The organism is uncultured Treponema sp. (assembly GCF_934725225.1).
GTDB lineage: Bacteria > Spirochaetota > Spirochaetia > Treponematales > Treponemataceae > Treponema_D.
Window position 1 is genome coordinate 49005 of record NZ_CAKVAM010000007.1, and the last position, 26089, is coordinate 75093.

General features: G+C 41.2%; 26 protein-coding genes and 1 pseudogene. 16 read left to right on the forward strand and 11 right to left on the reverse strand.

Annotation, left to right across the window (positions count from 1 at the left end; genetic code table 11):
• Window positions 1–122 precede the first annotated feature (122 nt).
• From Q0H92_RS10800 to thyX, 5 genes and pseudogenes are all read left to right on the forward strand, one after another.
• Window positions 123–481, forward strand: a pseudogene (locus Q0H92_RS10800) (toxin-antitoxin system HicB family antitoxin).
• A 218-nt stretch (window positions 482–699) separates the two neighbouring features.
• Window positions 700–1941: an IS110 family transposase gene (locus tag Q0H92_RS10805; RefSeq protein WP_296014849.1), complete on the forward strand. Its 1242-nt coding sequence runs from the start codon at window positions 700–702 to the stop codon at window positions 1939–1941.
• A gap of 225 nt (window positions 1942–2166) precedes the next feature.
• Complete coding sequence (locus Q0H92_RS10810) at window positions 2167–3234, forward strand: DUF2804 domain-containing protein (protein ID WP_296014852.1); 1068 nt, start codon at window positions 2167–2169, stop codon at window positions 3232–3234.
• A gap of 52 nt (window positions 3235–3286) precedes the next feature.
• The gene (locus Q0H92_RS10815; RefSeq protein ID WP_296014855.1) at window positions 3287–5299 is read left to right on the forward strand and encodes a hypothetical protein; all 2013 of its coding nucleotides are present in this window, start codon (window positions 3287–3289) and stop codon (window positions 5297–5299) included.
• A 23-nt stretch (window positions 5300–5322) separates the two neighbouring features.
• On the forward strand, window positions 5323–6159 hold the full coding sequence (gene thyX / locus Q0H92_RS10820; protein ID WP_296014857.1) for an FAD-dependent thymidylate synthase: 837 nt from the start codon (window positions 5323–5325) through the stop codon (window positions 6157–6159).
• A gap of 46 nt (window positions 6160–6205) precedes the next feature.
• On the opposite strand, the gene Q0H92_RS10825 is transcribed toward thyX, so the two are convergent.
• Window positions 6206–6745, reverse strand: coding sequence for a DUF308 domain-containing protein (locus Q0H92_RS10825; protein WP_296014860.1), 540 nt, complete (start codon window positions 6743–6745; stop codon window positions 6206–6208).
• Between the two features lie 85 nt (window positions 6746–6830).
• On the opposite strand from Q0H92_RS10825, the gene Q0H92_RS10830 reads away from it, so the two are divergent.
• Window positions 6831–7568 (forward strand): methyltransferase domain-containing protein, encoded by a 738-nt coding sequence (locus Q0H92_RS10830; protein WP_296014863.1) that lies wholly within the window; start codon window positions 6831–6833, stop codon window positions 7566–7568.
• A gap of 52 nt (window positions 7569–7620) precedes the next feature.
• On the opposite strand, the gene Q0H92_RS10835 is transcribed toward Q0H92_RS10830, so the two are convergent.
• Together Q0H92_RS10835 and pgsA are read right to left on the reverse strand one after the other, a co-directional pair.
• Window positions 7621–7995 (reverse strand): hypothetical protein, encoded by a 375-nt coding sequence (locus Q0H92_RS10835; RefSeq protein ID WP_296014864.1) that lies wholly within the window; start codon window positions 7993–7995, stop codon window positions 7621–7623.
• 34 nt (window positions 7996–8029) lie between these two features.
• Window positions 8030–8638 (reverse strand): CDP-diacylglycerol--glycerol-3-phosphate 3-phosphatidyltransferase, encoded by a 609-nt coding sequence (pgsA, locus tag Q0H92_RS10840; RefSeq protein WP_296014867.1) that lies wholly within the window; start codon window positions 8636–8638, stop codon window positions 8030–8032.
• A gap of 119 nt (window positions 8639–8757) precedes the next feature.
• Between pgsA and radA the strand changes: the two genes are divergently transcribed.
• Complete coding sequence (radA, locus tag Q0H92_RS10845; protein ID WP_296014870.1) at window positions 8758–10107, forward strand: DNA repair protein RadA; 1350 nt, start codon at window positions 8758–8760, stop codon at window positions 10105–10107.
• 271 nt (window positions 10108–10378) lie between these two features.
• On the opposite strand, the gene Q0H92_RS10850 is transcribed toward radA, so the two are convergent.
• The 8 genes from Q0H92_RS10850 to Q0H92_RS10885 all read right to left on the reverse strand — a co-directional run bounded on the left by Q0H92_RS10850 (window position 10379) and on the right by Q0H92_RS10885 (window position 18439).
• Window positions 10379–11938 (reverse strand): phenylalanine--tRNA ligase subunit alpha, encoded by a 1560-nt coding sequence (locus Q0H92_RS10850; RefSeq protein ID WP_295800579.1) that lies wholly within the window; start codon window positions 11936–11938, stop codon window positions 10379–10381.
• A gap of 102 nt (window positions 11939–12040) precedes the next feature.
• Window positions 12041–12475: a hypothetical protein gene (locus tag Q0H92_RS10855; RefSeq protein ID WP_296014874.1), complete on the reverse strand. Its 435-nt coding sequence runs from the start codon at window positions 12473–12475 to the stop codon at window positions 12041–12043.
• Window positions 12476–12498: 23 nt separating this feature from the next.
• On the reverse strand, window positions 12499–13227 hold the full coding sequence (locus Q0H92_RS10860; protein ID WP_296014877.1) for a hypothetical protein: 729 nt from the start codon (window positions 13225–13227) through the stop codon (window positions 12499–12501).
• The gene (locus Q0H92_RS10865) at window positions 13218–13841 is read right to left on the reverse strand and encodes a rhomboid family intramembrane serine protease (protein ID WP_296014880.1); all 624 of its coding nucleotides are present in this window, start codon (window positions 13839–13841) and stop codon (window positions 13218–13220) included. The genes Q0H92_RS10860 and Q0H92_RS10865 overlap by 10 nt, the downstream gene beginning before the upstream one ends.
• The gene (gene dgcA / locus Q0H92_RS10870; RefSeq protein WP_296014883.1) at window positions 13838–14995 is read right to left on the reverse strand and encodes a diguanylate cyclase DgcA; all 1158 of its coding nucleotides are present in this window, start codon (window positions 14993–14995) and stop codon (window positions 13838–13840) included. The genes Q0H92_RS10865 and dgcA overlap by 4 nt, the downstream gene beginning before the upstream one ends.
• Window position 14996: 1 nt before the next feature.
• A complete protein-coding gene (locus Q0H92_RS10875) occupies window positions 14997–16577 on the reverse strand; it encodes a DUF5312 family protein (RefSeq protein WP_296014886.1) in 1581 nt (526 codons plus the stop codon).
• Between the two features lie 69 nt (window positions 16578–16646).
• The gene (gene dusB / locus Q0H92_RS10880) at window positions 16647–17657 is read right to left on the reverse strand and encodes a tRNA dihydrouridine synthase DusB (protein WP_296014889.1); all 1011 of its coding nucleotides are present in this window, start codon (window positions 17655–17657) and stop codon (window positions 16647–16649) included.
• Entirely contained in the window at window positions 17654–18439 is a 786-nt protein-coding gene (locus Q0H92_RS10885) for a TatD family hydrolase (protein WP_296014893.1), read from the reverse strand. Before Q0H92_RS10885 ends, dusB begins: the two co-directional genes overlap by 4 nt.
• Window positions 18440–18717: 278 nt before the next feature.
• On the opposite strand from Q0H92_RS10885, the gene Q0H92_RS10890 reads away from it, so the two are divergent.
• From Q0H92_RS10890 to Q0H92_RS10930, 9 genes are all read left to right on the forward strand, one after another.
• The gene (locus Q0H92_RS10890) at window positions 18718–19731 is read left to right on the forward strand and encodes a M23 family metallopeptidase (RefSeq protein ID WP_296014896.1); all 1014 of its coding nucleotides are present in this window, start codon (window positions 18718–18720) and stop codon (window positions 19729–19731) included.
• 1 nt (window position 19732) lies between these two features.
• Window positions 19733–20149, forward strand: coding sequence for a polymer-forming cytoskeletal protein (locus tag Q0H92_RS10895; protein WP_295799004.1), 417 nt, complete (start codon window positions 19733–19735; stop codon window positions 20147–20149).
• A gap of 1 nt (window position 20150) precedes the next feature.
• Entirely contained in the window at window positions 20151–20693 is a 543-nt protein-coding gene (locus Q0H92_RS10900) for a YaaR family protein (protein WP_296014900.1), read from the forward strand.
• 28 nt (window positions 20694–20721) lie between these two features.
• Window positions 20722–21645, forward strand: coding sequence for a regulatory iron-sulfur-containing complex subunit RicT (gene ricT / locus Q0H92_RS10905; protein WP_296014903.1), 924 nt, complete (start codon window positions 20722–20724; stop codon window positions 21643–21645).
• A 76-nt stretch (window positions 21646–21721) separates the two neighbouring features.
• A complete protein-coding gene (locus Q0H92_RS10910) occupies window positions 21722–22537 on the forward strand; it encodes a hypothetical protein (protein WP_296014906.1) in 816 nt (271 codons plus the stop codon).
• Between the two features lie 62 nt (window positions 22538–22599).
• Window positions 22600–23649, forward strand: coding sequence for an Rpn family recombination-promoting nuclease/putative transposase (locus tag Q0H92_RS10915; protein ID WP_296014908.1), 1050 nt, complete (start codon window positions 22600–22602; stop codon window positions 23647–23649).
• Window positions 23650–23823: 174 nt separating this feature from the next.
• Entirely contained in the window at window positions 23824–25083 is a 1260-nt protein-coding gene (locus Q0H92_RS10920) for a hypothetical protein (protein ID WP_296014914.1), read from the forward strand.
• A 325-nt stretch (window positions 25084–25408) separates the two neighbouring features.
• A complete protein-coding gene (locus Q0H92_RS10925) occupies window positions 25409–25699 on the forward strand; it encodes a type II toxin-antitoxin system RelE/ParE family toxin (protein ID WP_296014918.1) in 291 nt (96 codons plus the stop codon).
• 3 nt (window positions 25700–25702) lie between these two features.
• Window positions 25703–26008: an addiction module antidote protein gene (locus Q0H92_RS10930; protein ID WP_296014923.1), complete on the forward strand. Its 306-nt coding sequence runs from the start codon at window positions 25703–25705 to the stop codon at window positions 26006–26008.
• The last annotated feature ends 81 nt before the right edge of the window (window positions 26009–26089 follow it).

Sequence of the window (26089 nt, forward strand, 5' to 3'; positions counted from 1 at the left end):
TGTTTAAATCTTGGGGTTCCCCAGCGAGAATTTCAGAAAAATTCATAGAGAGTTGACACCATTGGAGACACCTTTTATATTGTTTGTAGGGGGATTCTTTTATGTCGAAGTGGGAAAATAAAATAAAAAGCATTGAAGAATATATGTCGCTTCCATATAGAATGGAAATTGAACCGGATTCAGATGAGGGAGGATTTGTTGTTTCATTTCCTGAGCTTCCCGGATGCATTTCGTCAGGCGGCGATATTCAGCAAGCTGTGGCAAATGCAAAGGATGCGCAAAAGCATGGCTTGAGGCTGCAATTGAAGACGGAATTTCAATAAACGAACCTTTGCCTGTTGAAAAATATTCAGGACAATTCAAGCTGCGATTGCCAAAAAGCCTTCACAAACGCCTTGCAGAAGAATCAAAAAGTGAAGGAATAAGCATGAATCAATACTGTGTATATCTCTTGGCGAAAGGATGTGCATACCAAAACTAAACAAAAAATATCTTTTATATAGAAGAAAAGCGATTGCGTTATTGTTTTGCCCGGGCGTTTTGGTATATTATGAAACTGTTTGAACTGGATTATCCAGGAAGAATCCTAATCGCCTCCTTGGGACTTGAGCCCGCACATAAGAATAGGACTTTAGCTCGGCTACTTTCGGGCAGGATAGTCCCGTTTCAAACTTCAATCTTTAAACTCAAGGGGCAAATATGTACATAGTTGGAATCGACATCGCAAAAAAATCACATCAGGCGGCAATAATGAAGCCGGACGGAACTCTTGTGGGTAGGTCATTCAGGTTCACAAACACAAAGCAAGGGTTTGAGTTTCTTATGGACAAGCTTGCGGCGGTAGATTCCAATCTTGAAAATTTTGAATTCGGAATGGAAGCCACGGGGCACTACTGGCTTAACTTGTACACTTGGCTTGCAGACAAGAACGCAACAGTTCATGTAATAAATCCGCTCCAGTCAGACGCGCTCCGAAATCTTTACATCAGAAAAACAAAAACAGATTCCGTGGACGCAAAAATAATCGCGCAGGTAATCAGAATCGGGCAATATTCAGAAACCAAGCTTGCTGATGACCGTATGCTTATGATGCGCGACTTGTGCCGCCAGCGGTTTTTCCTTGTGGACATGGTTGCAAATTTAAAGCGCAAAATAATCGTGATGATGGATAGAATTTTCCCGGAATACCAAGGATTTTTTTCAGACACGTTCGGAAAATCTTCTACTGCAATCCTCAAGCACTGCACAACCCCGGAAGAAATCACGTTGTTCGGAGAAGACAATCTTGCGCAGCTTCTTCAGGTGGCTTCCAACGGAAAGTTCGGACTAAAAAAAGCCCAGGAACTTATAAGCCTTGCCCGCAATTCTTTTGCCGCCCGGCTTTCTTCAAAGACACTTTCGCTTCTTGTAAAGCAGATGATGGAGCAGATGGAACTTCTTCAAAATCAGATTGAAATCCTTGAAAAGCACATATCGTCGCATTTTAAGTCGTTCGGAACAAAAATTACGCAGATTCCCGGAATTGGACCAGTTCTTGGAGCTTCTATTCTAAGCGAAATTGGCGACATAAGCCGTTTTGCAAATCCAAAGAAACTGTGCGCTTATGCTGGAATAGACCCTTCGGTAAAGCAGTCAGGCCAGTTTTTAGGGAACGAAAACCACATGTCCAAGCGCGGTTCCGGCTATCTTCGCCGATGCCTTTGGATGGCTTCATTTGTTTCCGTGAACCATTGCCGTGAAATAACGATTGTTTACAAGTCGCAGGTTTCCAAGGGAAAAACGCATTTTCAGTCAATGGGCTTTGTCTGCCACAAGTTGCTTAACATAATCTACACAGTCTTAAAAAACGACATAGACTACAGCCCGATGCTCTGCATAAATCCTGCCATAACAGCAAGAAGTTCCCGTCGCATAGCAAGAGCCGCCCTAAAAGCCCGGTAAAAATACAACTGTCGTATTTGAATAGATTGCCGTGTCAAGCACGGCAATGACAGGTATTTATAAAAATGCCAAAGCGGGTTCTTAGGGCGGCAGCCCTAAGCGTTGCAAGGAAAGGAGGGTGGTATGGAGGGAAGAAACGGCGATTACATCGCTTCGCTTACGAATTAGTTGGTTTTCCTCCCTCCATAGACTTTAGCGGCACGGAATGTTAAAATAGTTACATATATGTACACACGAGATTTGCAGGAAATTCCTCCGTCATTTGTTCAGAATGGGCGGCCGGTGTTCGGCACGTTCCGGGGGCATCCTAAGCGTTTTGACATCCGCGGAGTTTATAGGCCTTATGGAGTAATTCCGCTTCCGACTTTTATAACAAACCTTCGCATAAAGAGCCGCCTTATATTTTCGTTTAATATCGGGGAATACATCGGGCGAATCAGTTTTATAGATGCAAAAATTGCCGGATTTTCTGAAGTTGTGTTCTGGAACAAAAATACTTCGCAGCGTTTTGCCTACCATTCGCTCATGGGACCAAGAAAAAGACTTATTCCGCACAGCCTTGAAGCGGCTTCAACTTCAAACTACAGCAAGCGGCGCTACACAAGAATCAGCTGGAACAGAGAGCAGAACAGGCTTTCGGTTATATTCGACTTGAAGGGAGATTCTGTGCGTCCTTCCGCGCGTGGAGCTTTTTCCGCAGTGTTCAACGATGTTCAGTTTGCAGAACTTACTTCTGTTCGTCCAAATCCTACTTTGAGGCGAAGCTATGCAAGCTACAGTTCTGTTCTTCCTTTGCACGGCTCTCTTACACTTTCTTACAATAGCGGCGAAACTAAAACCATGTCGGAATCTGACGGAGTTTGCTCGTTCGACATGACGCGCACTTACATGAAATTCCGTTCGCATGGAAAATCTGTGCTTGGATTCGGGGAAATTAATGGAAAGAAAATTGCGTTCAAGCTTGCTTCCGAGTCGCATGAAAGCGTGGACACGGACAAATACAACTGCAATGTTCTTTTTTACGATGGAAAAGCCACACCGCTTCCGCCTGTTGTAATTTCGCATTATTCAGGCATGGACAAAAAGTGGGTCATTCAAGACACGGAAAACATGGTTGACCTTACTTTTACGCCTGTTTCAATCTGCGTTAACAATGTGAATGCGTTGATTGTGCGCAGCGTGTACCATACAATATACGGCAACTTTGAAGGAACTCTAATTACTGCCAGCGGTGAAAAAGTTTCATTCAAATCTCTTGCAGGAATTTCCGAAAATTACTTGATACGTCTTTAACTTTTTTCAGTTCTTGAGGAGTATTTCAGTTTGAAGGCAAAATGGAGTATTTATGGAAAATGAGAACCGCCCAAAGCGGACGCTTGAACCCGGCACGCTTGACAAAACCCGGAAAAATATCGGACCAATAGATGCAAATGAGGCTCTTTTTATGCAGAAAAAACTTGGCGGGGAAGTTCTCCGCGAAAAATTATCTCCAGCGGACTATTCAAATATGCCGGCAAACAAAAGAAGGCAGGATGTTGTGGTAAAAGCGTCTGGAAGATCTGCTTCGGATATTTCGTCCCAAAGCGCGTCGTTCGGCTCGTCATTTTCTTCGGCTGCTGTGGGCGGAATCAAGGCTTCTGCAAAAAAAATCCGCACGGACGAAGATTTGCCTGAGATTTCCGCGCATGACTTAAAGCTTATGGACAAAACCATGATGGCTCCTGGCTGCGACATTAAGCCGGACTTTGGCTTGTTCAATTTCTTCTATAGAATGTCCGCCAAAAACCGCGAGCGTGTGCAGAAAAAATTCGGCGAGTACATTGTGCGCCGCCACGTTGACCACATTCAGTCTTTTATTGGCACAATAAAAACTTTCATTCAGATTTCCCCGGACGTATACAAAGCCAAAATTGCCACGGAAACCGACCTTAAGTTCAAGTTTCTTAGAACCGTGGGCAAATGGACTTTACGCGACATCAAGCTTCTTGCAATGGATGTTGAAAACGCTTCGGACTATCTGACTGTTCCAATGCTCATTCCTTTTGTGCGGGCGGTTTACAGGCAGCTTCTTACCGTTTACTACATTGGCGAGCAGCAGGTTTCACTTTTAATCAAAGACATTTACACGGATCTTGCAGAATTTCCGAACGCGGACAAGGCGAAGCTTCAGACTTTGGTAAAGCAGGGCGTTACGGAATGGCTTTACGTGCATGACCAGATTATTCAGGGAATGTATCCGCTTTTGATGAGAATGTCTTCCGATGAATTTGTTGAGTTCCCGGATTTCTTTAAAGTCAAGATTGTGGAAATTCTTAAGTTCCTTGGAATTTCAAAGTTCGACCTTCTTCTTCCCGAAAAAAAGAAAAAAGAAAAAAAGCAGGAGGAAGCTCAGGAAAAGAAAAAGCAGGAAACTCACCATATTGCGGGCGAAAAAAACGAAATTGTAAATATGGGACTTAGAATTCTTGACCAGCTTTTTCCGCAGGCAGGATTTCTTCACTTGGAGCGGCATCCGGATTTGTTCCCGTACTTTAATCCGATTTACAACTTTGAAGACGGATTCAACGTTATTGCGCCGGAAAATCCTTTGCAGGTAACAATTGTTCTTATTTTGATTATCGAGGATTTCCTAAAAGGCTGCCGGAACATAAAATTCAATATTGAAGCGGACGAAAAACTTGCATCTTATCCAGACAAGCTTGATTCTGCAATGGAAGACTGGGCTTCTTATTATGAAGATTTGTTTGCAAAAAAACTTGGAGATTATTTGCGTTCCTATGTGAATTCGATTTACTCGCAGAAGGAATACGCGCAAAGTAAATTCGGCAAGGAAAACTTGAACAATATTTTGTGGCGCATAAAATTTTATTTTCTTCCAAATTACAAGTTCAATGCGCCGGTTTTGCAGAAGCCTGTGAACGATTCAAAGTACAGACCGCTTGCCGCTCGCACCGACTACATGAGAAGTGTTCTTACAACTCTTGTCCGCAGAATCGATGAGAATTCCGCCGGAAAGAAAACTGTGCTTGGAGTTTTGAATCCGTGGGACCGTTACACGTTCGATTTGCCAAATGCGGTTTCAAAGAGAATTGATGTGCTTCTTGGCGCAAAAAGAGATGACGATGTTACTGCCGCCACAAATGCGAATCTTATAAAGTACACGCTTTGTGTTGTTTCAGTTTTGGACTGGTGGATAAACAATCCTTCAAGTCCGGCTTACGATGCGAACTCTTCAAAGCTTTACCGCATTTCAGAAGAAGACGGCGGACCTTTATTTTCTGTTCCAGAGCGTTCAGACCAAAATCAGCTTTTTGCAGAAGGCGTAAAAAAAGCAATCGAAGCAAAACGCAGCAAATAAAAATTTAATAAAAAGAGGTATTTATGGCACATTGCATTGTTCCTGCCGCAGAAGAAATTTTGGACAAGGAATTTCAGGTTTTAGATAAAGGCTTTGTCCGCATGGTTGACTATTATGGCAGCGACTCAAGAATCGTACAGGCGGCCCGCGTTTCCTATGGCGAAGGAACAAAAACTGTAAGCCAGGACGGAGCGTTGATAGATTATCTTTTGCGCCATCAGCACACTTCTCCTTTTGAGCAGGTTGTTTTTACATTCCACTTGAAAATGCCGATTTTTGTAGCGCGCCAGTGGGTTCGGCATAGAATGGGCAGAATGAATGAAGTTTCCGGCAGATACAGCATTATGAAAGATGAATTTTATGTTCCGGAAAATTCGTGCATTTCAAAGCAGTCAACTAATAACAAGCAGGGCCGCGGAGAAGTTTTTGAAGAGCAGCAGGCAAAAGAATTTCAGGCTGAATTTATTGAAGGCCAGCAAAAAGCCTACGAAGTTTACAAAGGCATGGTTGAAAAAGGAATTGCAAGGGAAATTGCCCGCATAAATCTTCCGCTTGCGTTGTACACGGAATTTTACTGGCAGATGGATTTGCACAATTTGTTCCACTTTTTAAAGCTCAGGCTCGACAGCCACGCCCAATATGAAATCCGCTTGTACGCAGAAAAAATTCTTGAGATTATAAAAACCGTTTGTCCGATGGCAGTAAATTCATTTGAAAACACAATGGAAAAAGCTGTTTCGTTTAACGGCGAAGAAATGGAAGCCTTGCGCAAAATTTTGGACGGCGAGGAAAATCCAATTCAGGACGAAAAGAAACTGAAAAGGTTCAACGAAAAAATCAAAACAGGCGTTCAGCTTTAAAATAAAAAAGGCTGTTCAAAATTTATTGGGCAGCCTTTAAAAAAATCTATTCTATTATTTCTGCTTCGACTTCAGTTGGAGAATGCTTCCATTCCCTGAACGCAAAAATTATTCCGGAAATTAAAATCAGAACTCCGGCTGCTCTTACAAGTTTTACGCCAAAGTCGGCAGGAAGCATAAAAAGCAAAACCGCAATAAAAATTGAGCAAATGGCTTCTGTTATGAACGGAGCGGAATTTTCAGTGCCGCAAACCAAAATGAATTGTGCAATCGCCGACAAAAGCAAAAACGCAGCCTGAATATAAAGAAAAATCCGCACAATTTTTTGAATCATGCTGAAAAATGCAAACGGAAGAATTACCGCGAGAATTCCGACTAAAATTCCTGCGACGCTTTTTATAATTACAGTGCGCTCAAAATAAGGCGAAAGCGAAAATCTTTTCACTTTTAAAATGGAATTGATTCCGTTTACGATTGCGCCGATTCCGATAAGAATTACAATTGCCTCAATGCTTGACTTGGGATTTATAACAGCCAAAAGTCCGACAACCGCGCTTAAAATTCCTAAAAAAATTCTTGGATTCATAATCTCTCCTAATAAAAATATTATTTACATTGTATCATATTATTTATAATTTGCAAAATAGCAAAACTGCTTTTATAATAGAAGAATGAAGTTTATTCAGAATCTTGTTGAATATTACGATGAGCTTTTTAAAGTTTCAGAAGCTCAAAAAAATTTATATACGGAATTGTGCGAAAATTTTAATTCGCCTGTCAGATTCTTGAGAGTTTTTTGCGGCTCCGGACTTTTTGAAAATTCGCTTTCCAAGCAAGGACACGATGTAACAGGAATCGAAAACTGCGATGAACTTTTGCACACAGCAAATTTACGCCGAAGAAATCAGCTGATGTCAATCCGTTTTTTTCAGATGGAAGTTGAGGACATGACGAAATTCTTGGGCAAGAATTTTTACAACGTTGTTTCCATTTTAAACAGCCGCTTGCTTTTTTTAGGCGGACGGGAAAAAATCCGGCAGTTTTTCTTTGACTGCAAAAAACTCATGTCGCCAGACGGATTTCTTGTAATTCAGTGCATCAATTTTGAAAACAAAAAAGATGAAACATTTTTTCAGCTTAAATGCCGTGAAAGCATGAGAGCCAAACTTTTTTCTGAAATAATGACTGCGCAAGATAATTCCAAGATTTTTTCCATGAATCTTGAAACTGGTAACGGCAAGCTTCTTCCAATCGTAAAAGACATTCCAATTTATCCTTTGCTTCCTTCCGAAATAGAAGATTTTGCAGAAGACGCTGGTTTTAAAAGCGCGGAATTTTTTGCCGACTTTGACAAATCCGAATTCACAGGAAACGAAGAAGAATTTATCGTGATTTTAAAAACAGAATGACATTCCCATTTTAGAGAATGCCATTTATTTTTTGAGAAATGACTGTTAAATTTTATTTCTGAAATTTAATTTTAACGTCGTAGCTTTCAGAAGTCCACTTTGGCTCAATGTGCATATCCAAATCCGCATTGAGAGTAATCGGCTTTGTAAACTTGTACGAGCGTTCTGTTTCTTCACAATCAAAAGAAATGCTTACACCAGAAGCGCTTGGGAGAATTTCAAAGTTCTCTACATTTGAATCATCAAAAGTGAAAACTGTTTCTCCGCTGGAAGCTTTTGTAAGAACAATTCTTCCGTCTGCATTAAAAGTCCAGTTTGCATCCCAGTTTGAATCCTGCCAAGTTCCATGAATATCCTTCAAGTCAAGAGCGAACATTCCCGCAGTTCCCATAACAAGAGCAGCCGCAATTGCAAAAATTTTTTTCATATTTCCTCCTACAATAAAAAAATATTTGTAAAATTTACATTGCCTTTTTCAGTATGCTTCCAAAATTTTTTAAGTAATCTATAAACGAAACATAAGCCAAAATTACGCACACGGCAAAAAATGCCTGGCCTACATGAAGCAAAAGTTTCATGTCTAAGTTCCAAATTGAAGCAAGTTCTGTGCGAATCAACGCTTCTTGTATCAAAGCCACAAAGCACGAAGCCACATAAAATACAGTTTTAATTTTTCCGCCTTTTCTTGCCGCAATTGCAGTTCCTTGTTTTGCTGCGACCATTCTTAAAAAGTTCTGGCTGAATTCACGGTAAAGAATCAGAACATAGCAAACGACCGGCATATATCCAGAAAAAACAAAGCAGGTGAACATTGAAAGATGAAGAAAAACATCGGCAAAAGGATCGAACATTTTTCCAAAGTCGCTCACATCGTTCAGCTTGCGCGCAAAGTGTCCGTCAAAATAATCCGTGAGTTCCGCAAAAGCAAGAACAGGAATCGCAATGCAAACCGAAGCGATGGCGGCAGGACTTCCGTTTTCAAGTCCAAACCAGCGTGGAATGTTGTATATTATAAAAATTATCGGCGCTAAAATAATTCTGGAAAGTGTGAATTTATTTGAAATTCTCATAATAAATTTATTATAGAAGATTTTTGCTGTTTTAGCAATAAATGTATTTTTCATGCTGAAAATCTGCGCCGTTTTTCGGTAATGACTTTTTGGCTGATTTTGAATATAGTAGGAAAAATATGGCGAAAAAATCTGTTGTTTACAAATGCTCAAAGTGCGGCTACACGCAACCTGCCTGGCTTGGAAGATGTCCTGAATGCGGCGAATGGAATTCCCTTGAAGAATGTATTTTGGATTCAAATGCTCCAAAGTCGTCTTTAAAATCTGACGGAACAGTTTTAAAAGCAAAGCCAGTTCCAATGCAAAAAGTTTCGCAGCAAAATAATTCACGGATTTCAACTGGCAACGAGGAATTTGACCGAGTGCTTGGCGGCGGAGCTACAAAACGCAGCGCAATTCTTGTCGGCGGCGAACCCGGAATCGGAAAGTCAACACTCCTTTTGCAGGCGGCGGCAAGTCTTCTTCCCAAAGGAAAAATTCTTTACGTCAGCGGAGAAGAATCAGCAGGACAAATAAAAAGCCGCGCAAACCGCTTGAACCTTGAAGCTGGCTCTTTGGAAATTCTATGCACAATGCGCCTTGAAGACATTCTTGATGCGCTTGACTCGCTGAATCCTCTGGTCGTCATTGTGGATTCGATTCAGACTGTTTATTCCGTGGAAGCAGGACTTGTGCCGGGAACTATAACGCAGCTGAAATATTGCAGCAACGAACTGATTGGCTGGGTAAAAGAAAGAGACAGCGTTTTGTTTATGACCGCTCATGTTACAAAGGACGGAAACATTGCCGGGCCAAAAAGCCTTGAGCACATGGTTGACACAGTTTTGTCTTTTGAACGGACGAACGATGAAGTTAGATTTCTGCGTGCGCAAAAAAACAGATTTGGTTCTGTTGATGAGCTTGGACTTTTTGAAATGGATGAAAAAGGCCTCAAGTGCGTTGCAGATCCAAGTTCGCTTTTTATAACCCGAAGAAAAAAAGAAACTCCGGCTGGAATTGCCTGCGCCAGTGTTTTTGAAGGAAGCCGAGTTTTCATTGTTGAAATTCAGGCGTTGACTGTTCCGGCAAAGGCGGCTGTAAACCGTGTTTATTCAGAAAAAATCGATTCTGCGAGAGTGAGCAGAGTTGCCGCGGTTCTTGAAAAAAGGATTGGGATAAAATTCAGCGATCAGGATATTTATATAAATGTTGCCGGCGGAATAAGACTTTCAGAAAGCGCGATTGACGGAGCTTTGGCGGCAGCACTTTATTCAGCAAGAACAGACATTTCGCTCCCGGAAAAAACTGCGATTGTGGGAGAAATAAGCCTTGCCGGTGAAATCCGCCCTGTTACAAAACAAAAGCAAAGAATAAAAGCTGCGCGTGATCTTGGTTTTCAGAAATTTATTGTTCCTGAATCCGAAGCCGGAGCAACTCAAGTAGAAACTATAAAAGACCTTATAAAATGCCTTTTTGCGGAAAGTAAATAGCCCGAATTTCGAGTCTTAGAGAAGTTTGGGCTAAATAAAAGAATTTTCCTTGAGTAAATACGTTATTTTCCATTGGCAAATAGCTTATTTACCTTAGGAAAATAGTCTATTTACCACAGGTAAATATATTGTTTACCTAGGGTAAATAGACTGTTTGCCTGTAAAAAATGCTTTTTTTGATTTATTTTTTTTACCTACTTGCTAGTTCCTTAGGCTATATAATAAAAAATCCTTCAGTTTTGCCTGAAGGATTACTTTGCAATTATTAAAACTAGAACTTTGCTTTTCTAAGTCTTACTTTTTCTATGTCTTCGCAGAAAAGCTCGCGCAAATCGTTAAGTCCCAAAGCCATCAAAGCCATTCGGTCAATTCCGATTCCCCAAGCAAGAACAGGAACATCAACGCCCATTGCCTTTGTAACTTCCGGTCTGAAAATTCCCGAACCGCCAAGCTCAAACCAGCCAAGTTTCGGATGCTTTATGTGAACTTCAATTGAAGGCTCTGTGAACGGGAAATAGCCCGGCACATATTTTACATCTGTTGCGCCTGCAATTTCCACCGCGAACATTTCAAGGAATCCAAGAAGTGTCTTTAAATTTACTTCTTCTCCAAGAACAATTCCTTCTGTCTGGTAAAAGTCGCTCAAATGAGTTGCGTCAACTTTATCATAGCGGAAACATCTTGCAATTCCAAAATACTTTCCAGGAACTTCTGCCTTGTGAAGCTGATGCGCAGAAAGAACTGTTCCCTGGCTTCTCATAATCAGGCGGCGTGTAAATTCGTTGTCGAAGTTGTAGTTCCAGCCGCGGCTTCCTGTGTTTCCACCGTTTCTGTGGACTGCCGCAACATTTGAAAGATACGGCTCTTCAATTGATTTTGCGTGCGTCGGATATTTCAATCTGTAAACATCGTGAATATCGCGCGCCGCATGGAACTGAGGCATAAACAAAGCGTCTCCGTTCCAGAATTCAGTTTCTACAAGCGGACCGTCAAATTCCTGAAATCCGAGCGAGCAAAGTTTGTCCTTTACTGACTCCAAAAACTGAACATAAGGATTTGTGCGCCCCGGAATTATTCGTGCCGGCGGAATTGAAATATTGTATCCGCGGAAAGTTCCTTTTTTCCATTCACCTGAAGCAAGCATTGACGGAGTTATTTCTCCAATTTCATTTCCTGTGATTCCTGAATTTCTAAGAGCATCAGCCACGCCTTTAAATGCTTCTGTAAGTTTATAAATTACAGTTTCGCGTTCAATTGTTTTAAATGGTGTTTCTGAAATTCCGCGTTTTTTTGTAAGTCCGCCCATTATTTCAATTTCGGACTTTGTAAGATTTGCGGCATCAAGCTGGCAGTTTTCCGCTTCGGAAGCTTTTTTTATAAGTGATTTTGCAACTGCGAATCTTTCTGGAATCGGCGCGCCTGTGTATTCAGCTTTTTTTTCTGCATTCATGGCAAGAACATTGTCCTTGCTAAGTGAACCGAATGCCGAGCCAACATCTTTGTTTTCAATTCCAAGGGCAGTTGCAATTTCCGGCAGACGCTTTGGACCGTTTTCCTTCAAATAAGAAACGATTCTTTCTTCTGCAAAACCGTCTTTAAAAATCTTGCGGCCAAAATCTGTAAGCTCAAAATATGTGTGCGGAGTTCGGGAAGTTTCTGCCAAAAGTTTTTTTCCGGCAAGCCAGCTGAACGCCTGATTTGCGTGGCCTTCCTTGTATCCCAATTCAGTCTGAAGCCTTGTTGAAGTAAGCTCGTCTTTTAAGCTGTAGTGAAGAAGAACTTTTGTTTCAAGCGGATGAAGATTTTTAATTAAAGTTTTTAAGTCTGCCAATTTTATATGCACCAAAAAATTCCGGCTGCAAAACCTGTACTGCAAACCGGAGCAAAATGAAAATCACCTAACAGGCAAGTGAAAATAACTGTTCAGCAAAAATTATTTTGTAAAGATAACTTTTGAAGTGTATGTTGCCATTCTTACGCCTTTGTCATCTTTGAAATATTTTTTTCTGTCTTTCTGCGCGTAAGTATAATGCTTGAACTGATTCTGCACGGCAAAATCTTCATAAACTGCAATTGCAACATTCATTGCTTCGCCCAAATCAAAGCTGGACTGCATACAAGTATAAGTGAAAATAACTTCGCCAGTGAGCGGAGTAAATTCAAGCTGGAGAGTTACACTTTTAGCTTTTGGATGCAAGCTAGAATATTTGTCTTCTATAGGAAGAATTTTTGTTTTTGTATCCGCATAGCTGTTTGCGGCTTCCAATGGATCTAAAGCCATTTTAGTTTCTAATGATTCTTCCTCTTGTGCAAAAACTGTTCCTGCTGCAAGCATAATTGCTGTTGCCAATATAAATATCTTTTTCATGCGATACCTCCTTTCAAGTAGCGTCAATAGTAAGTATACGGAACTATTCTATCAGTTTCCAAGAAAAAATCAAGGTCAACTTCATAGCGTCCGTTTTTTATGAAAATTCTTGGGTCGCGGATTAAAAGCAAAGTCCCGGAAATTTCCTTGGGCTTGTTTTTTTCCATTGTGCGCCAATATTCTCTTACTGCATTTTTCGCCGCATTGCTGCACGCCTGCTTTATTCCTTCAAATCCGTCTTGAACCGAAGCTGAACCGCAGCCTTTTACTTTTGGGTGAATTATAGAAGTCCATCTTTTGTATTCGAGTTGCTGGGCTGAAGTTCTGTCGCAGTAAACCCAGCTTAAAAGTTTTCCGTCTTTGGGAACTGGATTGTGATATTCAAGGCGATTTATAGAAGAATCAAATTTTCTGACTTCGGAAAATTCCCAGTATTCCTGAACTCCGCGTTTTTTGTCATAAGGCGTGTAGTCAAAATTCCAGCCGTACAAAAGTCCTTCCATTAAAAAAGGCGCAACTTGCTTTGTCCTCTCAATTGCAAATCCGTAAAGTTTTTCAAAGTCGGATTTTTCTTCCTGCTTGGAAAATTTTTGCTCCTGAACTGAATTTTCTTCTTCAAATTTTCCGGGGAAAGAATCCAGTTCCGCCCAAACCTGAATTCTAATCTGCTCATTCTGCAGCGGAGCCTGGCAAAAAATATTCAAGCTGAATAAAAACAGAACGCAAAAAAAAAGCGGCTTTTTTATCTCCATGCGTCTTTCCATACTTTTAAAGGATGAATTCCCATTCTTGCAATAAAGTAAATCCAAGCGACAGCGAATCCTGCCAAATGCGCAAGATGTGCAATTCCTGAACCGCCTGAAATTTGGCTTATAATTTCAATCAGCGCATAAACAAAAACAAGTAGCGGTGCAGCCACTGGAATTATTCCCCAAATATAAATCACATTCCGCGGAAAAATAACGGCATAGGCAAAAAGCAGCGCGTAAACAGCTCCGCTCGCGCCCACAAGAAGAACAGTGATTCCAAGAAGACGGTACAAAACCGTAGAAATAATTCCGTCAAGAATTCCGCACAAAAAATAAAAAAGCAGAAATTCCTTAGAGCCAACCGCACGTTCAACGGAAATTCCAAAGAAAAACAAAGCCAGCATATTAAAAAGAATGTGGCTCCAGCCTGAATGCACAAAAAGATAAGTAAGCGGCTGCCAATAATAATGAAGCAAAATTCCAAAATACGACATTCCAAGATAAACTTGAAGCCGCGGAAAAATCATTGTCAAGAAAAAAACAATCAGATTTAAAGCAATTATTATAGAGGTTGCGTTAAAAAAAGTGTAGCGGAAAGGTTTGCGGATTATGTTCATGAATTTGTTTTTTCTAAAATGGATTCTGTTTCTTTTGCGGAATTTTCATTTTGAGAAGAAGGATCAAAAACTGTAACTCTGTTTCTTCCAGTTCTTTTAGAAACGTAAAGAGCTTTGTCTGCCTGGTCCACTAAAACTTTTGCAGAGCGCACAGGATTTGTTTCCACATTGAAAACAGAAATTCCGCCGGAAATTGTAATCTGCATATTGTGGCCTTCATAGAAAACTGTTGTCTGCTCAATCCGTTTTCTTATGCGTTCTGCAACAAGCATCGCCTCATCTTTTCCGGCATTGCACAAAAGAACTGTAAATTCTTCTCCGCCGTATCTTGAAGCAAGGTCTCCTTCCCTGATGCTGTCGCTTATAATTTCCGCAACTTTTTTTAGAACATAATCTCCGCAGGCGTGTCCGTAAGTGTCGTTGAACTTCTTAAAGAAATCGATGTCGAACATTATAACGCTTAGTGTCTGCTCGTTCGAAAAGGCTGAATCAAGCTTGTCTTCAAGAATATTATAAAAGTAAAATTTAAGTCGAAGCTTTGTCATCATGTCAGTTGTGGACTGGTCAATCAAAGACGCATTATGAACCGCAACCGAAGCAAGAGAAGCAATTGTTTGAATTTCGTTTCGCTCATAAGTTGTGTAGTCGGCGGAAAGATTTTCCACGAAAATCCGCTCGCCCATAACAAGAATTCCGTTCAAGTGATTTTTCAGCATAAGCGGAACTATCAGCGACGGATTCAGCGACTCTATAACTTTTATTTCTTGAGATTCCGGGAATTTTTCAGAAAGCTCGCGCAAGTCAAAAACGGCTGAAGAGCTGGACAAAAATTCAATTAGCGGAGAATCTATGCTGATTTTGTATTCGATTGTCGGGTCTATTGCGATTCCCGAATAATTTTCTGAAAGCTTAAAATATTCGCTGCCGAATTCTTCTGAAATAAAAAGCCCAGCTCCTGTAACGCGCATCTGAGCCATCGCCACATAAAGAATCGATTCAATGAGCGGAGAAAATTCGATTGTTGAACAAAATGACTTTGAAATTTCAAGCATCTGCTGTAAATCGTAAATATGCTTTTCAAACTCGGCAATGACTTGTTTTTCTTTTGCCGCTGGAGTTTGAGTCTTTGCAGAAACCGCTTTCTTTTTAGCCATTTTATTTCTTCTCTATATTTCCGATTATAACATAATTCTTCATTATTTCAAGAAAAACTTTCCACTGGCCGTTTTGGTTTTCCATGCAGTCGGAATTGTCTCTGTTTCTTGAAGAAATCATAAGAACTTTTAAATTCGTTATAACCTCGGAACTTGGTTTTTTGGATTCGATAAGAATATCGTTTATTTTTTTGTAAAGCTGAAAAATATTCGTCGTTTCAGTCTGAATCAGTTCTTTTGCCTGCCTGTTGATTCTGTCGATGAGGCTTTTCAGCGTTGATTCAAATGTCGCGTCTTTATGGCTGTCTCTTATGAGCGAAGTGATGTTTGTTTCGTCGAATTCATTTCCGCGCGTAAATTTGGACTCAAACGCGCTTATTCGTTCAAGGGAATCATTGCAAGTAAACACGGAAGACGAAAATTCAGATTTATACGCAGGATTATTGAAAAAACCTTCTATTACAATGTCATTTAAAAGCGGCTTTACGTGCTCTTCATAGAAAACCGAAATAAAATTCTTTAAAAGCTGAAGCGGCGTAATCCAAGCAAAAGAAAACGGCGTGCTTTGTCTAAGCTGAAAATCCAAGTCCTTGCTGTAGCCTTGAACTGCTGCAAGCGGCGCGCCTCCGAAAATTTGATTTATTTCATTGTTTATTGCCGCGTCTTGAATTTCGCCTTTTAATCGGGCTTCGTCTGTGCGGAATCTTGTTTCAAGATATTCAGCGTATTTTTGCCGCGAATTTCCGTTGTAAACCGCGCGTTCTGGAACAAGCTCGTAGTTTTTCTTTGAAATTCTAATCATGCAGGAAAGAATTTCCTTGGTAAAAATATGCTTTACAATGTACTGAATTTTTTTGAAATTTTCTTTTAAGCTTTGAAGTTCCCTGTCTGAAATTTTTCCGCCTTTCTTCAGCCTGAAAAGAGCAAGAACCGCGTTGTAAAGCGAATTCGTAACGTCCATTTCCGCAATCACAAAATACAAGTCCAGCAAGGAATTTTCCAGCAATTCAATTGGCACTGGCTGGAATTCCGGCGTGTAGGAATCTTTTGTGCTGTAGCTAGGATCAAAAAGTTTAAGGGCAGTTATGTAGCTGAATTTGCAAATGTCATTCAGCTGTTTTATTTTGTCCAAAGTTTCTTCAATTTTTATAAATGCAGGCGAATTCAGTTCCTTTTTAACTTTTTCAAGCTGCCTGTGCTCGCTTTCAAAATGCCGGATAAGCGACTGAGCTTCCATCGCGCTTTTTTTTCTATTTTCGTACGAAAGAAGGTTTTCAAGAATTTCCCGGGCTTCGTTGTCAAATCCGGTAAAAATAAGCTGCTCTTCAAAATGGCGGCTTGTATCTAAATCTGTGGAGCAGTAAGTTTCCGAAAGAATATCAAAAATTGGAGTTGTATTTACAAAAAGCACGCGCAAGGCTTCCGCAAAGTCAGGCATTACAAGACCATTTTTGTAAAGTCCCGGCGCAAGATTTTTCAGTTCGGATTCGATTTTTCTAACTGCCTGTCTCTGGAGGCTTTCTGGCGATGTAGGAGAAAATATTGTTTTGAAAAACTCTGCAATTATTTGAAAAAGCCCCATAATAGTTTATTTTATGGATAAACAAGGATTTGTTCAAGTGCAGTAAAAATGCGTTTTGCGCAATGGTTTTCACAAAAATTGCTGGAAAAGTTCTTCGTAATCTTTTATAGAAACAGAATTCACGATTTGTTCCCGCAGCCTTGCGCCGCCTTTTATTCCTGAACTGTACGCGCAGAATTTTTTTCTCATCAGCATACAGGCGGCTCGTTCTCCGTGTTCTGCGACATTCATTTTCAGCTCGCGAAGTCCTGCTTCAAGGCGTTCTTTTGGAGTTTCTGTTTCGTATTTTCCTTCTGTAAGAAATTGTTTTGTCCTTCGGAATAAAAACGGATCTCCCATTGCGCCTCTTGCAAACATTACGGCATCTACGCCAGTTTGCTCAAGCATGAGTTTTGCGGTTCCCGGGCTGAATGCGTCTCCGCTTCCAAAAACAGGAATTCTTTTTGCAACGAAATCAACCAGCTGCTTTTGAATTTCCCAGTCGGCTTTTCCAGAATAACCTTGGGCTTTTGTCCGCGCGTGAATCGTTATTGCGTCTGCTCCGGCTTCTAAAGCTGCGTCTGCGCATTCTTTCCATGTTATATTGGAAGAATCCCAGCCGCTTCGGATTTTTATTGTTACAGGAACATTGCCGCGTTCTGGATGCAATGAAGTGTATTCTATAGAAGATTCTTTTACGGATTTTACTATTGAATAAAGTCGTTCCGGCTCTTTTGTAAGCACGCTGCCTGCTCCGGTTTTTGTTATCTTGGGAACAGGACAGCCGCCGTTTATGTCTATGCAGTTGCAGTCTGTTTTTTCAAGGACAATTTTTGCAGCTTCCGCCATTGTCTGCGCATTTCCGCCGAAAATCTGAACACAGTAAACTTTTTCATTCGGGGCACGGCGCATAAGAAGCTCTGTTTTTTTATTTCCGCGCACAAGAGCTTCCGCAGAAACCATTTCCGTGGTGCAAAGCGATGCTCCGTATTCAACACAAAGCGAACGGAACGCCATGTCGCTATAGCCTGCAATCGGAGCCAAAAAGAGATTTCCGTCTAAATGAAGAGTTCCAATGTCTACTGGATGATAAAGGCTCATTCTTCCGGCAAGTTAAAGACTTTGCAGCTGTTTGTCCAAAGCTGGGCAGAAAGTTTTTCCAAGTCCGTTTCAAGCATTTCCGCCAAAAATCTTGCAGTTGAAGGCAAATATGCAGGCATTGTTCTTTTTCGCTCGCGGAATTCAGCCGGAATCATAAAAGGACTTTCTGTTTCCAAAAGAATTCTGTCTAGCGGAATGTTAAGAACTGTTTCATGCAGGTTGCGGGCGTTTCTGTAAGTCAAGTTTCCTGCGAAAGAAAAATAGACATTCATTCCTGCGTCAAGGCATTTTTTTGCATAAGGAGCATCTTCGCTGTAGCAGTGGAAAATCGCGCCTTTTTCCGGCAATCTGTCCTGAAGAATTTCAAAAATGTCTTTTCCTGCGTCGCGATTGTGGATTATTACAGGAAGATTGTGTTTTTGGGCAAGTTCAAGCTGAGTTATAAAAAGCTCAATCTGGCGGCGTTTGTCTCCGTACTGCTTAAAATAGTCAAGTCCAGTTTCTCCGATTGCAACAACATTCGGAAGCGAAACACTTTCTTCTATTATCTTAATCCAATCTGCACCCGGATTGTTTACTTCCGACGGACCGACTCCAACGGCATGGTAAACGCCTTTCTGCGACTTTAGGAACGCATATTCTTTTTTGAAGTCGAGAATGCTGTTGTTTATGCTTATAATTCTTGTAACGCCGGCTTGTTTTGCCTGCTGAATAACGCTAATCTGTCTTACAGGGTCGTTGTAAATCAACCCTATATGGGCGTGAGTATCAAAAAACTGCATGGCTTTTCCTTAAAAACTTGAAAGACTTTTCTAAAGAAGATTCCCTAGAAAATTTTAATATTTTTTAATTAACTATCCGATATATTATTAATAAGATAACATAGGAACGCTTTGAAGTCAAACATAATTTGCCTTGGATTTTTTTGCCAGCGCAGTCCGTTTGACAGCATACACGTCCTTTGATATACTGTTTGTTCGGTAATTCGGAAGTGGTTTTAAAAGTCAAGTTTTGAAGCTCTTTTGCTACTTTTCGGATAAAGTTTTTTACGGAGATTTTTGTGGCGCGTTCTCGCAAATACAAGAGATTAGAAAAAAATATAGTTTCCCGTATTATGCATGCCTTTAGACTTTTTTTTGTTTCTATAGGCAGAGTTTGCACAAATGTCGTAAAATTCTTTGACGGAAAACTTACTTTGATGATTGTTCCGCATTCGCAGGGAAAAGTTTTCAGCGTGCAGACAAATGTTTTTGCGCTTGTTCTTGGAATTATCCTCGCAGTCGGAATTACAGGCTCATTTGTTTACTTTAATCAGAAAAACGCTTCTTCCGGACTTGAAATTTCACGGCTTAGGGACGAAAACAGAGAAACTCTTGCAAGCCTTGACGAGCTTAGGGACGAAAACAACAATCTTCTTCAGACTGCAAAAAAATTCCAGTCAACTTTAAGCCAGTCCCTTTCACTTTTGGGAATAAACCAGAACACAGGAACTTCAAAATCAGCCGGAAAAAATTCAGATCTTTCATCTTTGTTTGACACGCAGGATATAACTTCAGGCTCTTTAAAGGAAACTTCCGACATAAAGCAGCTTACGGCTTATTTGGAAAGCGCAGTTCGCCCAGTTGAGCAGATTGGAAAAATGCTTGAAAACCAAGGCGCGCTTTTTTCTGACATTCCGAATGTCTGGCCTGTAAAAAATGGAATTGGACATATTTCCATGGAATTTGGACAGAATATCCATCCAATCACACAGCAATGGTACATTCACAAAGGCCTTGACTTTAGTACTTGGAGGCAGGGAGATCCTGTTATTGCAACTGCAAACGGTCAGGTTGTTACAGTTGCCTACGATGACAGCTTTGGTCTTAATGTAATAATCAAGCACAAGCACGGAATTTACACACGCTACGCCCATCTTGGCACAACACGCGTAAAGAAAGGCGACATGGTTGCTCAGCGCCAGATAATTGGAACAATCGGAAACACAGGAATCACAACAGGACCTCACCTTCATTACGAAGTCCACATAGGTTCAGATGTAGTAGATCCTGCAAAATACATCAACGTAAAATAATATGGCTATTTTTAACGACAATATTTCCATTAACAGCATCCTTGGCGCAGGCTCTTCTGTAAAAGGCGATGTCAAAATAAACGGATTTGCTCGTATTGACGGCGATATTGACGGAAACATAGAAGCTAGCGGAAATGTTATAATCGGCGAAAATGCCAGAATCCGCGGAAACATAAAAGCAAAATCCATAACAGTCATAGGCGGAATTGTTTTAGGCGACATTGTTGCTCCGGACTTTATAAAGCTTCTTTCTTCAAGCGTAGTAATCGGAGACTTGCAGACAAAAAAACTTGTCTCAGAAGAAGACGTTGTGCTGCACGGCCACTGTATTTCGCTTTCTGACAGTGCGGAATTTGCATCCGCAGTTTCACGGCAGGAAAACATGAAGGCAATCTCTTCAATGTCCATAAGGATTTAAAATGGAAGTTGAAGGCACATCCTCAAGCCTGTATTTTTCCGCGGCGGCTTCCATAGCGAACGCTCAGGCTCAAAAAGCCCAAAAAGACGAAAAATCCCAAAAGACAGACAAAGCAAGGCGGAAGCTTTTTTCCAGCGCAATGGAAAAGGCCCGGGAAGAATTCGCCCTGCAAAAAGACGGATTTCCCAAAGAAATTGCGGGGTTGGACACGGAAGATGCGGCAATCTACTTAAAAGATCAGGCTGACATGGCGGCAGACCGTCTAAAGGAAAAACAGACCCAGGAAGAATTCGCTGACTACAGAAAAAAAGTTTCGCAGTTTTTAAGATACCTTGCAAAAAACAACTTTGAAGTAAAAAAAAGAGAACGGCGCGGATTCACAAGAAAAGGAAAACCGCTTGATCCGCAGTTCAAGATTGTCGTCATAAATCAGAAACTGGACGAAATGGCAAACTGGCTTTTAAGTTCGCACAAGGAAGCGTTCGCAATGCTTGCCCGAGTAAATGAAATCAGCGGCCTGCTTGTAGACCTTATGGCGTCATAATTGATAAACTAAGACAACTGGAGTTTTTATGTCTGATATTTTTGAAAACGATATATATGAAGAAAATGAAGATCTTGCCTCTCTTGAAGATTCGCAGGAATCAGAAAGCACCGACTCAAGGAATTTTGTTTTTCCCAAGGAACTTTACAAGCTTAAGCTGGTCTATTCATTTGAAGGAATTTACGCAACGTTTCCTGGTGGAAAACTGAATGGCGGCGACAAAGTTATTGTTCCCACGCGCTACGGACTTGACCTTGCAGAAAACCTTGGAATTTCTAAAGTTCCTGTTGGAATAAAGCCCGGCGACGTTGTGCAGATTGCTCGCAAGGCAAACAATGACGACCTTGAAAAAGCTTCTTCTCTTGCGGAAACTGAAAAGTCCGCATTCAAAGTATTCCGCGAAAAAGTTGAGCATCATCATTTGGACATGAAGCTTATTTCCGTGCATTTTCTTGTGGGCGAGCAAAAAGCCTTGTTCTTTTTTTCCAGCGACAACCGGGTTGACTTCCGCGAGCTTGTAAAAGACCTTGTTTCAATCTTTAAAATGCGAATTGAACTGCGCCAGATTGGAGTGCGCGACGAATGCCGGATTACTGGAGGACTTGGCGTGTGCGGACGACCTTACTGCTGCAACAGCATAAGCGATAAACTCCGGCCAGTAAGCATAAAAATGGCAAAGGAACAAAACTTAAGCCTGAATTCCATGAAAATCAGCGGACAGTGCGGACGCCTTTTGTGTTGCCTAAGCTATGAGTACGACTGGTATTCCGAAGCGCGCAAAAAACTCCCGAACGAAGGCATAAGGCTTTTTTACGACGACACAAATTTCCGCGTAATCGAAGTGAATCCAATAACTTCCATGGTAAAAATGCTTGGCGAAGACGGCCGCATAATCGAAGTGAACGCCAAACGCTTTGTCCGCGAAGGCAACAGATGGAAAATCGGAAACTAAAAAACTGAAAGAACGCGTAACTGTTGAAAATAAAAACGATAGGGAATATACTTGAATCCATATCAAAGAGGTTTTTATGCTTTTAGTTGACAAAAATATAAAAAAACTGGTTTCGCAGGGAAAACTTATTGTTTCAGGCTATAAAGAAGAAAATCTAAAAGGAATTGCTTACGAACTTTCTGTTGATTGCATATATGACTCTCAAAAAAACAGCGTTTTGTCTTTTGAAATGAAACCTGGAGATGTGGTTTACATAAAGACAAATGAAGAAATAGAACTTCCGCCTCAGCTTACTGCTCGGATTATTGAAAGAAATTCAGTTATGAGAATGGGACTTAAAGTTGACGGTCCGCAGTATATTCCGGGACACAGAACATTCTGCTTTTTGCGCGTTCAAAATATTTCTGACTCTGTTCTTACGATTGCAAAAGGATTCGGAATTGCTCAGATTGCCTTTGAGGAGCTAAGTGAAATTCCAGAGCAGACTTATGATAAGCAGCACAACGCTTCATTCAGAAACGAAAAGGATTTTGTAGGAGTTGGAAAATATCAGCCTGAATACGACAAACTTATGAAAGAATACAAAGACGCAAAAGAAGACCTTGAATCTTTAAAAGAAAAGATTTACGGAAATGTTCTTACAATAATGGGCGTTTTTGTTTCAATTTTTACACTTGTAAGCGTGAACATTCAGGCATTTGCAAGAGAAACCATTTCTAAAAATCTAATTGCCACCGTAAATCTCTGTCTTCTTACTTGCATTGCAACTTTGCTTGGATTTGTAATGCTGATTGTCAACAAAGGCAAGAAAAAATGGTTTAGCGCAGTTTATACTGTGTTCCTGACATTGCTCGCCTGTTCAACAATAATTCTTGCCTTGCTAAAAAACTGATTCTTTTCAGCTGAAAACGTGCATTTTTTGATAATTTTCTGCAATAAATATGCGGAGGATTTATGAAAGAAATGCATGAACTGACTCCCGCGGAAAAATGGGAGCAAGCGACACTGGCAGACAACTTTATCTTTTGCAAAGTTATGACGGCAAACCCTGACTTGTGCAAGGAGCTTCTGGAACTTTTGCTCAACATAAAAATTGAGCGGATTGAAATTCCTGTGGCTGAAAGAAGCTTTAAAGTTGACTACGATTCAAAGGGAATCCGGTTTGATGTCTATGTAAAGGACGGAACCGGCCGCTGCTTTGATATTGAAATTCAGACTACAAACAGAACAAATCTTGCCAAGCGCGCAAGGTACTACCAAGGGCTTATGGACGTTGACAGCCTTGTTTCCGGCGCGGATTACAGCGAGCTTAATGAAAGCTACGTGATTTTTCTGTGCATGGAAGACGCTTTTGGAAACGGACTGCCTGTGTATGATTTTCATCAGGTTTGCAAGCAGAATTCTGACATTTTATTTAACGACGGAACTCACAAAGTCTTCTTCAATGCTTCAAAATATGATAAAATGCCCACGGAAAGCCTAAGGGAATTCTTTAAATTCCTTAACGGACTGAACGCGGCCTCGGACTTTACAGACCAGCTTGAGCAGAAAGTGAGGTACGCCAAGGCAAATGCGCAATGGAGGCATAAGTTTATGACGTGGGAACAGGAAATGCGAATCCAAGTAAAAGAAAAATCCGAACAGCTTGCAAAAGAAATGGCTAAAGATTTAGCAAAAGAAATGTTTGAAGACAGAGTTAATGCTATGAGGGCAGATATAGAAAAAGAAGCTAAAGAAATGGCAAATGAAATTGCGGAAGATAGAGTTAATGTCATAAGAAAAGATATGGAAAAAGAAGCCAAGGAAATGGCAAAGTCTATGGCAACAGAAATGGCCGAAAAAATGGTGGAAGAAAAAACTGCTGCCATAGCAGAAGAACAGGCAGCTGAAAAAGTTGAGGAGACTGCAAAAAATATGCTTGCGGAAAAGATTGCGCCGGAAGTGGTTGCAAGGTGCACTGGCCTTTCGCTGGAACAGGTGAAAAAGCTTGCCAGCGAAGCGTAGATTCCACTAAAGAATTCCGCGGAATTTGCCGAAAATATAGCGTTGCTTCTACAAACCGTAGGCACTTCTAAAGGTTACAAAAATTTTATTTTTTTTTGTTGACTTATAGATTGTCTTGGGGTAGAATAACGATATGATATCGTATGGTATCGCAAAAAATAAGGAGGCTAAGAGATGAAAAAGACTCTTATCGCGGTCGCAGCGGCTGCCGCACTTACAGCAACTTCTGCTTTCGCAGAAATCACATTCGGAGCATGGCTTCGTGTTCTTGCTTCGCCAGTAGCTTCAACAGGCGAGGACATCATCGCCGGCGTTGAGAACTCATGGGGATGGGGCGCACGTACAGCCCGCATCAACATCAACGGAACTTCCGAGGACGGAAAGGCCGGATTCGTAATGGGCGTTTACAACGACTTCGAGAGCGGACTCGGACAGGGCGACGACGCATACCTTTGGGTTAAGCCTGTTGACACTGTAAAAATCTCTGTAGGTAAGTTTGACTCACCTACAAATGGACTCCGCGGCGACTTCTGCTACGGCTCATGGAACTGGCTCAGACCTTTCAACTGGGCATTCGACGGCGAAGGACTTACATTTGACGGAGTTTCAAAGAACGGTCTTATGTTAGAGGCTGATCCAATGGAAGGACTCCACGCATTCGCAGTTATTCCAATGTCTTCTAGCTATGCAAGCGCAGAGGAAGTTTACCGCAATATTCAGGCTGGCTTCGGATATGCAATCGAGGGCGTTGGTAAGCTCAAGGCTCAGTTCATCGGTGACTACAGCTATACTCAGAAAGACGACAAACTTGGAGATTGGTACATCGATGATGATGGTGATGTTGTACGTCATGATACAACTCCTAATGCTGCTGGCAAGAAAGATGAAGACAAGACAACAGGAAAAATCGGTGTTGCATTCGACCTTACATCAGTTGAAAACCTTTATGTAACAGTTGGCGCACGCTTCGGTATCGCAGATAAAGATCTCGCACCTGACTACCTTAAGATGGCATTCACAGCTGGCGCTTCTTATCAGGTTTCTGAGCAGATGAAGTTCTCTGCAGATGGTGGATATGTTCAGTATCAGGACAAGTTCAATGCTGATGACGACAGCCTCTTCTTTGTAGGAGCAGGTGTAGACTTCGCTGTAATGGACGGACTCAACGCAGTTGCAGATGTTCGCTATATGAGCAACAAATACGGAAAGAATGGCGATGACGGTGCTATCAGCTTCCTCGTTGGAGTTAACAAGTCTGTATCAAGCAACGGCTCTCTCGGAATTGGATTCCAGGGTGCAACAAACGGATGCGGTCTTGTAACAAATGACGGTTCAGGAATTGTTGCAGGTCAGTCTTATACAGCTGGCGAAGCTAATGGTGATTCAGACGCATTTGTTTGGGCAATCCCAGTATCTGTAAGCGTTTGGTTCTAGGCAATCGCGCATAGCGCGAATGCTGGCGAGTTTGCCTTGCAAACTCGGTCGAATCTGGCAGTTTTGCACGGCAAAACTGTCGGGGCAATCACACGCAATGCGAGTGTCCGGCACAGTGGATGTGCTGGACAAGGCAAAAAGCCTCCCAAAAGGGAGGCTTTTTTGTGTTTAAATGAAAATACAAGAATACAATGCTCCCAGTCATTGTCCGGCTTGGTCTACGATGTTTAAAAAAAGCCAATTGATAATTTGTTTCAGCTTTATTAAACAGACGCTTCCTTGTTTTAATATTGACCATGTGTTTATTATAGTGTACATTAAAAATATGTATCAAATTTTTAAAACGGAAAACTACTTAAAATGGTTCAAGAAGCTGCGCGACAGCACGGCAAAATATGCAATCATCTTAAGAATAGAACGTCTTAAAAACGGCAACTTCGGCGATTCTAAAAGCGTTGGTGAAAAAGTTTTTGAATTGCGAATTGACACAGGAAAAGGATATAGAGTTTATTTTACAAACAAGGACAAGGAAATTATTATCCTTTTGGCAGGCGGAAACAAATCCACACAAGAAACTGATATACAGAAGGCTAAGGAATTGGCAAAGGAGGTCTGAATTATGGAAAAAATAAAGCTTACAGCTTACAATGCGGCTGAGTTTCTGGACACAGAGAAGCTTCAGAAAGGCTACCTTGACTATGTGGCAAAAGAAGGCACGCCGGAAGAGCTAATCGAAGCAATAAAGACAGTCGCAAGGGCAAAAGGAATGTCCAAGACCGCAAAGGAAACAGGAATTTCCCGCAGTGGACTTTACAAAGCCCTGTCTCCGGACGGAAACCCGACAATAGACACATTGATTAAAATTGCAAAGTCCATAGGGTATAATCTGAACATCTCCTTCTCGCCAATAAAGACAAACTGCTGAAACTTCTACTCTTCTTGCGGAAAAAGAATGCAAAAAGCCATTCCTTATGCTTGGTCATTATCCTGCAGAAAATGCAGTTTG

Coding starts and splice junctions, on each gene's coding strand:
- Q0H92_RS10925 (WP_296014918.1), top strand. CDS start 25,409: ATGTATCAAATTTTTAAAACGGAAAACTACTTAAAATGGTTCAAGAAG.
- Q0H92_RS10910 (WP_296014906.1), top strand. CDS start 21,722: ATGCTTTTAGTTGACAAAAATATAAAAAAACTGGTTTCGCAGGGAAAA.
- pgsA (WP_296014867.1), bottom strand. CDS start 8,638: ATGAGAATTTCAAATAAATTCACACTTTCCAGAATTATTTTAGCGCCG.
- Q0H92_RS10915 (WP_296014908.1), top strand. CDS start 22,600: ATGAAAGAAATGCATGAACTGACTCCCGCGGAAAAATGGGAGCAAGCG.
- Q0H92_RS10885 (WP_296014893.1), bottom strand. CDS start 18,439: ATGCAGTTTTTTGATACTCACGCCCATATAGGGTTGATTTACAACGAC.
- ricT (WP_296014903.1), top strand. CDS start 20,722: ATGTCTGATATTTTTGAAAACGATATATATGAAGAAAATGAAGATCTT.
- Q0H92_RS10815 (WP_296014855.1), top strand. CDS start 3,287: ATGGAAAATGAGAACCGCCCAAAGCGGACGCTTGAACCCGGCACGCTT.
- Q0H92_RS10825 (WP_296014860.1), bottom strand. CDS start 6,745: ATGAATCCAAGAATTTTTTTAGGAATTTTAAGCGCGGTTGTCGGACTT.
- Q0H92_RS10835 (WP_296014864.1), bottom strand. CDS start 7,995: ATGAAAAAAATTTTTGCAATTGCGGCTGCTCTTGTTATGGGAACTGCG.
- thyX (WP_296014857.1), top strand. CDS start 5,323: ATGGCACATTGCATTGTTCCTGCCGCAGAAGAAATTTTGGACAAGGAA.
- Q0H92_RS10810 (WP_296014852.1), top strand. CDS start 2,167: ATGTACACACGAGATTTGCAGGAAATTCCTCCGTCATTTGTTCAGAAT.
- Q0H92_RS10920 (WP_296014914.1), top strand. CDS start 23,824: ATGAAAAAGACTCTTATCGCGGTCGCAGCGGCTGCCGCACTTACAGCA.
- Q0H92_RS10895 (WP_295799004.1), top strand. CDS start 19,733: ATGGCTATTTTTAACGACAATATTTCCATTAACAGCATCCTTGGCGCA.
- Q0H92_RS10865 (WP_296014880.1), bottom strand. CDS start 13,841: ATGAACATAATCCGCAAACCTTTCCGCTACACTTTTTTTAACGCAACC.
- Q0H92_RS10805 (WP_296014849.1), top strand. CDS start 700: ATGTACATAGTTGGAATCGACATCGCAAAAAAATCACATCAGGCGGCA.
- Q0H92_RS10930 (WP_296014923.1), top strand. CDS start 25,703: ATGGAAAAAATAAAGCTTACAGCTTACAATGCGGCTGAGTTTCTGGAC.
- Q0H92_RS10900 (WP_296014900.1), top strand. CDS start 20,151: ATGGAAGTTGAAGGCACATCCTCAAGCCTGTATTTTTCCGCGGCGGCT.
- dusB (WP_296014889.1), bottom strand. CDS start 17,657: ATGAGCCTTTATCATCCAGTAGACATTGGAACTCTTCATTTAGACGGA.
- radA (WP_296014870.1), top strand. CDS start 8,758: ATGGCGAAAAAATCTGTTGTTTACAAATGCTCAAAGTGCGGCTACACG.
- Q0H92_RS10855 (WP_296014874.1), bottom strand. CDS start 12,475: ATGAAAAAGATATTTATATTGGCAACAGCAATTATGCTTGCAGCAGGA.
- Q0H92_RS10860 (WP_296014877.1), bottom strand. CDS start 13,227: ATGGAGATAAAAAAGCCGCTTTTTTTTTGCGTTCTGTTTTTATTCAGC.
- dgcA (WP_296014883.1), bottom strand. CDS start 14,995: ATGGCTAAAAAGAAAGCGGTTTCTGCAAAGACTCAAACTCCAGCGGCA.
- Q0H92_RS10830 (WP_296014863.1), top strand. CDS start 6,831: ATGAAGTTTATTCAGAATCTTGTTGAATATTACGATGAGCTTTTTAAA.
- Q0H92_RS10875 (WP_296014886.1), bottom strand. CDS start 16,577: ATGGGGCTTTTTCAAATAATTGCAGAGTTTTTCAAAACAATATTTTCT.